We start from the raw sequence: 11884 nt of genomic DNA on the forward strand, positions 1-11884 counted from the left end.
GAACGATCCACCCACCCACTCGGGAGTTCCCATGAACCCGGCAGTCCCCCCAGCATCCGGCGGCCACGCCGCCCCCGTCCCCCAGTCCGTCCTCCGCAAGGTCACGGGCGCCGCCGCCGCCGGAACCGTCGTCGAATGGTTCGACTTCGCCGTCTACGGCTTCCTCGCCTCACAGCTCGCGCACGCCTTCTTCCCCGCCGGCGACCCGATCGTCGGCCTGCTCCAGACGTTCGCGGTCTTCGCGGTCGCCTTCGCGCTCCGCCCCATCGGCGGCGCGGTCTTCGGGGTCCTCGGCGACCGGATCGGGCGCAAGCGCGTCCTGGCGCTCACGGTCCTGCTCATGTCCGGTGCGACCATGGCGATCGGACTGCTCCCCACCGTCTCCGCGATCGGCGTCGCCGCCCCGATCCTCCTCACGCTGGCCCGCAGCGTCCAAGGCCTCTCGGCGGGCGGAGAATACGCCGGAGCCGTCGCCTACGTGATCGAGCACGCGCCCGCAGACCAGCGGTCCCGCTACTCGTCATGGATGCCCGCCGCGACCTTCGGCTCGTTCTCCGCTGCCGCCCTCCTGTGCTGGGCGCTCACTGCCGGCCTCGGCTCCGCCGCGATGAATGACTGGGGCTGGCGCATCCCGTTCCTCGTCGCCGCACCACTGGGCATCGTGGCGTTCTACATCCGGCGGCGGCTCGACGAGTCGCCCGTCTTCCAGGAGGCCATGGAGGCCCAGCGCGGCAAGGAGCATTCCCCGCTGCGGCGCACGCTCGCCGTCCAGTGGCGGCCCATGCTCATCCTCGGCGGCTACATCGCGCTCACGGCCCTGAGCTTCTACACGTTCTCGACGTACATGACGACCTTCCTCAAGGAGGTCGTGAAGATGCCCGCCGACCTCGTTCTCTTCTCGAACGTCCTGGCCCTCGCCTTCGCCGCGGCGCTTGCACCGGTCCTCGGCAGGGTGTGCGACCGGATCGGCCGCCGGCGCACCATGACCGCGTCCTCGCTCCTCCTCGGGATCCTCGCAGTGCCGGCCTACCTGCTGGCCTCGGGCGGCACGTTCGCCGCGGCCCTCGGCGGCCAGGCCCTGCTCGCCGTGGGAGCCGTGACGGCCAACGTCGTGACGGCCGTGCTGCTCTCGGAGGTGTTCCCGACAGAGGTGCGCTACACGGCGTCGGCTATCACCTACAACGTCAGCTACGCGATCTTCGGAGGCACCGCGCCGTTCGTCGCGACGTGGCTCATCGCCTCGACCGGCAACAGCATGGCGCCCGCCCTCTACCTCACGGCAGTGGCGGCCGGCGCCCTCCTCGCGGCGTGGCTCCTCCCGGAGACCGCTCACCGCCCGCTGGACGGGCGCACGACGGCGCAGCCCGCCTCGGCCGCCCAGCGCGCCTGAGCCTCCTGGCACACCGACAGCCTCCTGGCACACCGACCCCCGCCCCTGGCCGCTTCCCCACGGAAGCTGTCAGGGGCGGGGGTCGTCGCGCAGCTGGGCGTTGCCCCGTACGAGCTTGACGGCAAACGCGAGCCCGCCGAGCTTGCCGCGGTGGCGCGGATCGCCCCCGAGCGCCTGGAAGATCCGGCGGAGCCGCTTGTGCAGCGACTGCCGCTCGAGGAAGAGGATCTCGGCCGCCTCGGTCGCATTGCACCCGGCGGTGATCCACACGTCGAGGGTGCGCACGAGCTCGCCGCCGGTGCGCTGGTCGAGGCGGATGAGCTCGCCGAGCGATTCCTCGACGATGGCGTCCACGGCGGCGCGGGACAGCGAGCGCTCGGCCGTCCTCTCGACGAGGAAGTCGGAGGAGTCATGGATGGCGTCGCTCCACTTCGACGACCGTCCGATCCGCCACGTGGCCCGCGCCTCCGCGAGGGAGAAGCCCGCCTGCCGGATCGACGGCGCCGTGGGGCCGAGCGCCCCGGTGAGCCCCTTCCCAGCGACCGAGTCCCTCAGCTCGGCGAGCAGGGCCTCGCGCTCGGCGTGCCCGGCCTGGCCGGGGAGCGGCATGAGGATGTCCACCCAGACATCGTCGACGATGAGGAGCGCGTTCGGCAGCGCGGTGCGAGCCCGCTGCTCGAAGTCCGCCGAGCCATCGGCGGGGCGACGCACCACCGCCATGGCCAGCGCCTGGTCGGGCCGGACGCCGGCCGCCTGGCAGAGCTCGATCAGCCGGTCCCCGCCGCCGCCCGCGCCGATGAGCCGCAGGAGCTCGTCCTCGGCGAGCCGGGCGAGGCTCGGGCGGTGCTGCTGCGCGAGGGCGAGGGCCACGATGCTGCGCACCCGCGACAGGACCGTCTCGAGCAGTTCGCGGTCCGCGGCGGGCTCCGCCACGAGCTCGAGCCGGGCGGCGCCGATCCCGCCCACGGTGAGCTCCGTGTCCGGGCCGTGGGCGTCGGCGTCAGGCTCCGGCCCCGCCGCGGCGAGCAGAGCACCCCGCGTGTCGATGACGCGCGCATGCACGGAGAGCGTCTCGGCGATGAGCGCCACGAGCGGGCCGAGCAGCGCCCCGGTGCTCGCGATCCGCTCGGTGAGGGCCTGGGAGAGCCGGTCCGCGACCTGGAGCGTGGTGACCTGCCCCGAGACGATCCTGCGGTTGACGGCCTCGGCGACTTCGACGAACGGGACCACCTGCCGCAGTTCGATGAGGGGCAGGCCCGCCTCGTCGGCGGCCGCGACGAGCTCGGCAGGGAGGTGCCGACCCGTCCCGGCCGTCTCGACGGCGAGTGCGGCCACCCGCCGGGACGCCAGGCTCCAGACGTACTCGGCCTGCGCAGCGGGCTTGAGGGCGAGCAGTGCCGCGCCGCCCGTGAGCAGCAGCTCGCCGCCGGAGAGCAGCGGGGCGATCTCGAGGACCTCGCTCGAGTGGACCCACCGCACCCGTGCGTCGTCGACGCCGGAGCGCCCGCCCACGATCACGGGCGCACCCACCGCGAGAACGCCGCCCGCGAGGATCTCACTCAGGGACAAGGACATGGCACGGCCTCCAACGGTGTACAGAGTGTCGCCTGAGAACCGGCGGGTAGGCGACACGATGAGTCTATGAGGTGACACGCCCCACATCTACGCTTGAAGGCAGCCGGCTGCTCGCTCCCCCAGCGAACCCTTCAAGAAAGTAGCCTCACATGAGCCTTCGCACTCAGAGTCGTTCCGAGAACGCCACGCACGTCGTCGAGGATGTGCTCCAGCCCGTTCCGGAATCTGCTCGCACCACCAAGCTCTCGGGACAGTTCTGGATCTGGGCCGGGGCCAACGTCGCCCCCATCAACTGGATCCTCGGCGCCCTCGGCATCCACCTCGGCCTCAGCCTCGCAGACACCCTCATCGTCCTCATCGCAGGCAACGTGATCGGCATGCTCGGCTTCGGCTTCTTCGTCATCCTCGGCCAGAAGACCGGCGCCACGGGCATGCTCCTGGCCCGCGGCGCCTTCGGCCGCCGCGGCGCCTACCTTCCGGCGGCCATCCAGGCGGTCATCGCCATCGGCTGGTCCGCGGTGAACACGTGGGTCATCCTGGACCTCATCATGGCCCTGTTCGGCATGGTCGGCTGGCTCGATCCGAGCCAGCAGAACCTCGCGCCGAAGATCATCACGGCGGCGGTCATCATGGCCATCCAGGTGGCCATCTGCTACCGCGGCTACAGCGCGATCGCGAAATTCGAGCGCATCACCATGCCTCCCACGCTCCTCGTCCTGATCGGCATGAGCATCATCGCGTGGACGCAGCTCCCCATCGACTGGGGCTACCAGGGCCCGGCGGGCAACGTCCTCGAGGGCGCCGAGCGGATCTCCGCGATGTCCTCGATCATGACCGCGATCGGCATCGGCTGGGGCATCGGCTGGTTCACCTACGCCCCGGACTACTCCCGCTTCGTCTCCAAGCGCATCCCGCCGACCAAGCTGTACCTCGCCTCGGTGCTGGGCCAGTTCCTGCCGGTGGTGTGGCTCGGAGTCCTCGGCGCGAGCCTCGCCACCATGAACGGCACGGCGGACCCGGGCCAGCTCGTGGTCCAGAGCTTCGGGGCGATGGCCATCCCCGTGATCCTGCTCGTGATCCACGGGCCCATCGCCACGAACATCATCAACCTCTACACGTTCGGCGTCGCGACGCAGGCCCTCGACATCAGGATCTCCCGCAAGGCACTGTCCGTCCTCGTGGGATGCCTCTCGATGGGCGCGGTCATCGGGTTCCTGTTCGCCTCGGACTTCGCCCACATGCTGCACAACTGGATCATCGCGATCGCGGCCTGGGTCGCGACGTGGGGCGGCATCATGGCGGTCCACTACTTCGTCTTCGAGCGCCGCCACCGGGACTTCGGGTACCTCTTCCGCTCCCCCGGCGACACCCAGCTCAAGGCCGTCAACCCCTCCGCGCTCATCGCCTTCGGAGCCGGGCTGTTCATGACCTGGATGGGGATGCACGGATCCGCCCCGGCACTGCAGGGCCCGATCGCCACCGCCCTCGGCGGCATCGACCTCTCGTGGCTCCTGGGCACGCTCACCTCGGCCGCCGTGTACTTCGCGCTCGGCTGGCCCCGCTTCCGGTCCCGGATCGCCGCCGGCGTCCCGCTGGGCATCCGGCAGGACCTCACCGATGAGCAGTACCTCGTCAGCGCGGGCAGCGCCGAGGTGCCGCGCACCGAGGAGGAGGCGCACGACGGCGGGTCCCCGGCTCCTGCGACGAGCGCGCCGGTCCCGCAGTAGTCCCGCCAGTCCCTGACCGAAGCATCCAGCAGCACGGCAGCGGCCGGCGGCGTCAGCACCGCCGTCGGCCGCCCGTGGGCACCGCCGCGCCCGCCATGCCCCACCGCGCCCACCGCACGAGGAGGAATCCCATGCACCACAGCGTCTTCATGGAAGAGATCGACGCCTTCACCTACCGCGAGGCGATCGCGGCCGGTGCGCCGATCATCGTCCCGGTCGGCTCGATCGAGCAGCACGGGCCGCACCTGCCCCTCAACACCGACGTCCTGCTCTCTAGGGCGATGGGCGAGCGCGTCGCGCTGGCCCTGGGCGGCCTCGTGGCCGCGCCGATCGTGTACGGGTACAAGTCGCAGCAGCGCTCGGGCGGCGGCAACCACCTCGCCGGCACCACGAGCCTCGACGCGGCAACGCTCATCTCGATCGCCAGGACCCTCACGCTGGAGTTCGCCCGCCACGGCGCCCGCCGGCTCGTGTTCCTCAACGGGCACTTCGAGAACTACCAGTTCCTCTACGAGGGGGTCGAGCAGGCCACCGCCGAGCTGGCCCTCCGCGGCCAGGACGTCTCGGCCGTGCTCGCCTCCTACTGGGACTTCGTCGACGAGGACACGATCGAGGAGATCTACCAGGGCTCGTTCCCGGGCTGGGACGTCGAGCACGGCGGCGTCCTCGAGACGTCCCTCATGCTCCACCTCCACCCCGAGCTCGTCCACCTCGAACGGGTCATGGACCTCCCGCCGGCCCAGCTGCCGCGCTTTGACGTCCTCCCCGTCCGCCCCGAGCTCACGCCCGCGTCCGGCTGCCTCTCCTCAGCGGCCGCGGCGTCAGAGCGAGCCGGACAGACCCTCCTCGAGCGCACGTCGAAGGCGCTTGCCGAGTCGATTGGAGCCGAAGTGGCCGCGTGAGGCGTTGCGACGGTCGCAACGTTGATGCAGGCCATTGACTGTGAGCGGTACCACATCTAATCTGATGCAACCGAGTTGCGCTAATCGCAACCCCAAGCCTCTGGTGGTACTCCATGAGCATTGAGAACTCCCGTCTGGCGGATGCAGCCGCCGGCCACGAGAATTCCTCCATGTCGCACAGCGGCACGGACCACGGGACAAGCGGTGCAGTGGGCAAGGACGCCCGCCGTCGCGTCCTGTGGGGAAGCTTCATCGGCAACTTCGTCGAGTGGTTCGACTACGCCGTCTACGGCTACCTTGCCGCAACGATCTCCCAGGCCTTCTTCCCCGAATCCGACCGGCAGACCGCCCTGCTCGCAACGTTCGCCGTCTTCGCGATCTCCTTCTTCATCCGGCCCCTCGGCGGCTTCGTCTGGGGGCACATCGGCGACCGCATCGGACGTCGCACCGCCCTGTCCCTGTCCATCCTCATCATGAGCGCGGCGACGTTCTGCATCGCGCTCATCCCCTCCTACGCGATGATCGGGCTCTGGGCCCCGGTCCTCCTGCTCGTCATCCGCGTCATCCAGGGCTTCTCGGCCGCGGGAGAGTACGCGGGCGCCTCTGCGTTCCTCGTCGAGTACGCCCCCGCCCACCGGCGCGGCCTGTACGCGGCGGTCGTGCCGGCGTCGACCGCCGCGGGCCTCCTGCTCGGCTCGCTCCTCGCCGCCCTCCTGTCACTGGCCCTCACGCCCGAGCAGATGGCCGAATGGGGCTGGCGGCTGCCGTTCCTGCTCGCGGCGCCCATGGGCCTGATCGGCCGGTACATCCGGACGAGGCTCGAGGACACGCCGGTGTTCCGCGAACTCGAGAACGAGGAGCAGCAGGCGCACTCCCCCGTCAAGGACATGTTCGCCAAGCACTGGCGGTCGCTGCTCCTGGCCGTCGGCGCCGTCCTGCTCAACGCCGTCGGCTTCTACGTGATCCTGTCCTACATGCCCACCTACCTGTCCGAGGAACTGGGCTTCGGGGCTACCGAGTCGTTCTTCGCCACGACGATCGCGCTCCTGACGTACATCGGCTTCATCTTCCTCACGGGCCTCGCTTCCGACCGGTTCGGACGCCGCAGGGTGCTCATCGCCGCCTCCGTGACGTTCATCCTCTTCACCGTCCCGGCCTTCATGCTCCTGGACACCGGAAGCTTCACCGCCGTCCTCCTCGTCCAGATCGCGCTCGGGGCGATGCTCACGCTCAACGACGGAACGCTCCCGAGCTTCCTCGCAGAGCTGTTCCCGACCCGCATCCGCTACTCGGGCTTCGCCGTGAGCTTCAACCTCGCGAACGCGGTCTTCGGCGGCACGGCACCGTTTGTGGCCACCCTGCTCATCGGCGCCATGCACACGAAGCTCGCGCCGGCGTGGTACCTCGTGGCCGCCGCCGTCGTCTCCCTTCTGGCCGTCCTGCGGGCCAAGGAGACGTCCAACAGGCCGCTCGCGCACTGAGCCCTTGACCGTGACTCTCACCACACCTATTCTGATGCAACAGGGTTGCATTCAACGCAACTCGACTTACCCAGACTTCACCACGCACGCATCCACAGACCCTGAAAAGGAGACACCATGTCCGTCGATCTGGCTTCCACGGCCGTGACCAACGTCGCCGAGCTCGAGCGCCTCAAGGTGCTCCACAACGGCACCAAGGGCAAGCTCACGTTCTCCGATGCAGAGTTCGAGCGCCGCCTCTCCGGCCTCCGCGAGATCATGGCCGCGAAGGAGCTCGACGCGGTCATCCTGACCAGCTACCACGGGATCAAGTACTACTCGGACTTCCTCTACACGACCTTCGGCCGCAACTACGCCCTCGTCGTCACCGCCGACGACTCGGTCACGGTCACGGCGAACATCGACGCCGGCATGCCGTGGCGCACCTCCTACGGCGAGAACATCGTCTACACCGACTGGCGCCGCGACAACTTCTACTTCGGCCTGCAGGAAGCCCTGCGCCAGCGCGGCGTGAAGGCTGCCCGCCTCGGCGTCGAGGACGACGCGCTGCCGCTCATGACCCGCGAGAAGATCGCCGCCGCCTTCCCGGGCGCGGAGCTCCTCGACGTCTCCCAGGACGCCATGCGCCAGCGCATGATCAAGTCCGCCGAGGAGATCGAGGTCATCAAGCACGGCGCCCGCATCGGCGACCTCGGTGGCGAGGCCATCCGCAGCGCGATCCGCGAAGGGATCACCGAGTACGAGGTCGCCCTCATCGGCACCGAGGCCATGGTCCACGAGATCGCCAGGACCTTCCCGGACCGCGAGGTCCGCGACACCTGGGTCTGGTTCCAGTCCGGCATCAACACCGACGGCGCACACAACTGGGCCACGACCCGCAGGCTCGAGAAGGGCGACATCCTCTCGCTCAACTGCTTCCCCATGACCTCCGGCTACTACACGGCCCTCGAGCGCACGCTCTTCCTCGGCCAGCCGGACGAGGAGAGCCTGCGCCTGTGGAACATCAACGTCGAGGTGCACCGCCGCGGCCTCGAGCTCATCAAGCCGGGCGCTGTCTGCAAGGACATCGCCGCCGAGCTCAACGAGATCTACATCGGCTATGGCCTCCTCCCGAACCGGACGTTCGGCTACGGCCACTCGTTCGGCGTCCTCTCCCACTACTACGGCCGCGAGGCGGGCCTCGAGCTCCGCGAGGACATCGAGACCGTCCTCGAGCCGGGCATGGTCGTCTCGATGGAGCCGATGATCACCGTCGCGGACGGTCTCCCGGGCGCGGGCGGCTACCGCGAGCACGACATCCTCGTGATCGGCGAGGACTCGGTCGAGAACATCACCAAGTTCGGCTTCGGGCCCGAGCACAACATCGTCGAGGCCTGATCAGCACGGCACGCCGGGCAGCGAACCCCTTCCGGGGCCGGGCTCGTCACGGGGACCGGCCCCGGTGAGCACAGCGGCGCCACACCCCGCCACACGGGGTGCGGCGCCGCCGTCGTCCGTCCCCGGCCCCGCCATTCCCTAAGGTGGACCCATGACTGAGAACGAGACATCGGCCGGCAGCAGCGAGCAGCCCGAGGCCCGTGCGGCCTCGCCGATCTCGAATGCGATCGCCGTCCTGCGCTGCTTCAGCGTCGACGAGCCGCTCCTGGGCGTGACCGAGATCGCCGCGCGGATCGGCCTGCACAAGAGCTCGGTGTCCCGCATCCTCGCGACGCTCGAGTCCGAGGACCTCGTCGAGCGCGACGCCCCCTCGCGCCGGTACCGGCTCGGCCTCGGGGTTATCGGCATCGCGGGCCCGCTGCTCGCGGACCTCGATGAGCGGCGCGCAGCGGTGCCGATCCTTCGCGAGCTCACCGAGCGCACGGGCGAGACCTCCGCGCTGCTGCTGTGGAACGGCCACGAGGCGGTCTCGGTGGAGCAGGTGCCGAGCCGCCACCAGGTCAAGCACACCACGACGCTCGGGACCCGGTACGCCACGGCGCTCTCAGCGTCCGTCCAGGTCTTCCTCGCGGCCGAGGCGCCCGAACGCGTGCGCTCGCTCCTGCTCGGCGGCAGCCTCGAGTTTGCGGCGAAGGACGACGCCGGTCTGGACGCCTACGCGGCCCGGCTCGCCGAGGCCACCGAGCGCGGATACACGCTCAACTACGGCGAGACGTCCGTCGAGGAGGTCGGCGTCGCTGCCGCCGTGCACGACCATCGGGGGAACGTCGTCGCGGCCGTGCTCGTCTCGGCGCCGCGCTTCAGGGTCTCCCCCGAGCAGCTCGCCGCCCTCGGGGACGCGTGCGCGAAGGCCGCGGCGGACATCACGCGCCGGCTCGGCGGCACTCCCCGCCCCTGACGCTGAGGGGTCATGTCCCTCTCTGCGTTGCGGGGTCATGTCCCTAGTCCTGGGCGATGTCCTCGGCCCACAGGTCCGGGTGAGCACGCTGGAAGTCCGCCATCGCGCCTATGCACCGCTCGTCGTCGAGCACCACGACCTCGACTCCGCGCGAGCGCAGGAGGTCCAGCTCGCCGGGGAACGTGCGGTCCTCCCCGACCACGACCTTGGGGATCTTGAACTGGATGACCGTCCCGGCGCACATCGCGCACGGCGCGAGCGTCGTGTACAGGACGGTGTCGCGGTAGGTGCGCTGCCGGCCGGCATCGCGCAGCGCAGAGATCTCGCCGTGCGCGGTCGGGTCGCCGGCCTGGACGCGTTCGTTGTGGCCGACGCCGATCACCTCGCCACCGCGGACGAGCGCCGCCCCGATGGGAACGCCGCCCTCGCGGCCGCCCTCCATCGCGGCCCCGACGGCCGCCTCGAATCCTGGGTCCCGCATCACTTCCCGCCCTCCGGGACGAGCATGACCTTGACGGCCCGGCGCTCGTCCATGGCCCGGTACGCCTCCGCCGCATCCTCGAGGGGCATGACCGAGTCGAAGACCGCGCCGGGGTCGATTGCCCCGGAGAGGACGTCCTCGAGGAGCTCGGGCAGGTAGTGCCGGGTCGATGCCGCCCCGCCGCCCACGGTGATGTTCTTCGAGAAGAGGACCCCGATCGGCAGCTCCGCGCCGCCGGCGGGGACGCCCACGAACCCGAGGCTCCCACCCGCGCGGGTGCAGCGGAGCGCCTGGTCCATCGATTCCTCCGTGCCGACGCATTCCAGCACCGAGTCGGCCAGGACCCCGCCGAGGAGTCCGCGCACCGTCTCCGCCGCTGCCTTGCCCCGCTCGGCCACGATGTCGGTCGCGCCGAACTTCCGCGCGATCGCGGCGCGGTCCTCGTGGCGGGACATCGCGATGATCCGCTCGGCGCCCAGCCGCTTGGCCGCCAGCACGCCGCAGAGGCCCACGGCGCCGTCGCCCACCACCACGACGCTGCGGCCGGGGCCGGTCTTCGCCGCGACGGCCGCGTGGTGGCCGGTGCCCATGACGTCGGAGAGCGTCAGGAGGCTCTTGGTGAGGGCCTCGTCCGGCTCGGCCACGCCGGGCACGGGCACGAGCGTGCCGTCCGCCATGGGCACCCGGACGCGCTCGCCCTGCCCGCCGTCCACGGGGAGGCCCTGCTCGTCGGTGCCGCCCCACGACGCCCGGTGCTCGCAGGCCACCTGCACGCCGTTGCGGCACGGCGGGCACTGCCCGCAGGAGACCGCCCAGGGCGCGACGACGAAATCACCGGCCTTGACCGTGGACACCCCGTCGCCCACCTCTTCGACGACGCCGACGAACTCGTGGCCGATCGGCTTGGGCTCGGTCACCTCGCGCACACCCCGGTACGGCCACAGGTCCGAGCCGCACACGCACGCGGCGGTCACCCGGACCACTGCGTCGCCGGGGAGGTGGACGCGCGGCTCCGGCCTGTCCTCGACGCGGATGTCGCGGGTTCCGTGGATGATTGCGGCGCGCATGGTGCTCCTCGGGTCGGGGTCGTCCCCACACTACCGGCCGCCGCCCGCAGCCACGACGTACGTCAGGGCGTCACGCCCCAGTCCGCGAGGACGGCCTCGCAGAAGTCGTCGTTGGTGCCGGTCGAGCCGAAGACGAGCACTTCGTCGATCACGTTCCAGGTTGTGGAGTCGACCGTGAGCAGCAGGCGGATCTGGCCGTCGTTCTTGGCGATGGGCTTGCCCTCGTGGCCCATGACCCGGGCTCCGCCCGTGAGGAGCACCGTGACGCTGAGGGTGCCGTCACCGTTGTCGACGATCGAGAGGTCCTTGTCTGTCCCCGCCCCGTATTCCGTGATGGTCATCCCGCGGTAGGTGTAGGTCCCGACGAATCTGGTGGTGTCAAGGTAGTAGTCGAACCCTCGAGGACCCCGCTGGACGATCATCGCGGTTCCGGTCACGTCGAAGGTGAAGGTCGGGTTCAGCCCCCTCACCCCACAGAAGTCCTTCGCCTCGCCGGAGTCGGAGAACGCGATGTCCCAGCGGTCGAGGATGGCGGCGCTGGAAGGGGCTGCAGCCCCCAGGGCAAGGATCGCCGAGACGGCGGCTGTCAGGAGGGTGCGATGGACACGGGGCATGATGAGTCCTCTCGGGTGCGCCCGGGAGGCAGTCCCGCCTCCGGGCAGGCTGTACAACACTCCGCGCTCCCCCGCGTGGCCGGAGCGGACGGCGCCCGCGACAATGGCCGCTGGCGGCCGGACCTGGTGCTCTCGTCTGCAGGAGCGCTGGACAGTCCCCCCGAACCGACGGACCGTGCCGCTGCAGCAGTGAGGATACTCCGACGGCCGGATACGGACCAGAGCCGACGACGGCGGCCGGTCGCCTTCCGTGGGGAAGGCGGCCCGCCCCCCCCGGGGGGAAGCCGGGGGCCCCCCCGCACTTGGGGAGGG

The 11884-nt window shown here is 70.5% G+C and carries 10 protein-coding genes; 6 read left to right on the forward strand and 4 right to left on the reverse strand.

From position 1 onward, the window contains the following. Positions 1 to 31 precede the first annotated feature (31 nt). Positions 32 to 1390, forward strand: a complete 1359-nt coding sequence (locus ABCQ75_RS01825; RefSeq protein ID WP_345882759.1) for an MFS transporter — start codon at positions 32 to 34, stop codon at positions 1388 to 1390. 69 nt (positions 1391 to 1459) lie between these two features. Here ABCQ75_RS01825 and ABCQ75_RS01830 read toward each other — a convergent pair whose 3' ends face one another. Continuing rightward, a complete protein-coding gene (locus ABCQ75_RS01830) occupies positions 1460 to 2965 on the reverse strand; it encodes a PucR family transcriptional regulator (RefSeq protein WP_345882760.1) in 1506 nt (501 codons plus the stop codon). Positions 2966 to 3114: 149 nt separating this feature from the next. Between ABCQ75_RS01830 and ABCQ75_RS01835 the strand changes: the two genes are divergently transcribed. From ABCQ75_RS01835 to ABCQ75_RS01855, 5 genes are all read left to right on the forward strand, one after another. Beyond that, entirely contained in the window at positions 3115 to 4692 is a 1578-nt protein-coding gene (locus ABCQ75_RS01835) for a purine-cytosine permease family protein (protein WP_345882761.1), read from the forward strand. A 131-nt stretch (positions 4693 to 4823) separates the two neighbouring features. After that, complete coding sequence (locus ABCQ75_RS01840; RefSeq protein WP_345882762.1) at positions 4824 to 5594, forward strand: creatininase; 771 nt, start codon at positions 4824 to 4826, stop codon at positions 5592 to 5594. 170 nt (positions 5595 to 5764) lie between these two features. After that, positions 5765 to 7075 (forward strand): MFS transporter, encoded by a 1311-nt coding sequence (locus ABCQ75_RS01845; protein WP_345882763.1) that lies wholly within the window; start codon positions 5765 to 5767, stop codon positions 7073 to 7075. A 117-nt stretch (positions 7076 to 7192) separates the two neighbouring features. Then, the gene (locus ABCQ75_RS01850) at positions 7193 to 8452 is read left to right on the forward strand and encodes an aminopeptidase P family protein (protein WP_345882764.1); all 1260 of its coding nucleotides are present in this window, start codon (positions 7193 to 7195) and stop codon (positions 8450 to 8452) included. A 151-nt stretch (positions 8453 to 8603) separates the two neighbouring features. Further along, positions 8604 to 9410 (forward strand): IclR family transcriptional regulator, encoded by an 807-nt coding sequence (locus tag ABCQ75_RS01855; protein ID WP_345882765.1) that lies wholly within the window; start codon positions 8604 to 8606, stop codon positions 9408 to 9410. 43 nt (positions 9411 to 9453) lie between these two features. On the opposite strand, the gene ABCQ75_RS01860 is transcribed toward ABCQ75_RS01855, so the two are convergent. The 3 genes from ABCQ75_RS01860 to ABCQ75_RS01870 all read right to left on the reverse strand — a co-directional run bounded on the left by ABCQ75_RS01860 (position 9454) and on the right by ABCQ75_RS01870 (position 11572). Further along, on the reverse strand, positions 9454 to 9891 hold the full coding sequence (locus ABCQ75_RS01860) for a nucleoside deaminase (RefSeq protein ID WP_345882767.1): 438 nt from the start codon (positions 9889 to 9891) through the stop codon (positions 9454 to 9456). Beyond that, on the reverse strand, positions 9891 to 10958 hold the full coding sequence (locus ABCQ75_RS01865) for a zinc-dependent alcohol dehydrogenase family protein (protein WP_345882768.1): 1068 nt from the start codon (positions 10956 to 10958) through the stop codon (positions 9891 to 9893). Before ABCQ75_RS01865 ends, ABCQ75_RS01860 begins: the two co-directional genes overlap by 1 nt. Before the next feature lie 62 nt (positions 10959 to 11020). Then, complete coding sequence (locus ABCQ75_RS01870) at positions 11021 to 11572, reverse strand: hypothetical protein (protein WP_345882770.1); 552 nt, start codon at positions 11570 to 11572, stop codon at positions 11021 to 11023. Positions 11573 to 11884 lie beyond the last annotated feature (312 nt).

The organism is Sinomonas halotolerans (assembly GCF_039615075.1).
Lineage (GTDB): Bacteria > Actinomycetota > Actinomycetes > Actinomycetales > Micrococcaceae > Sinomonas > Sinomonas halotolerans.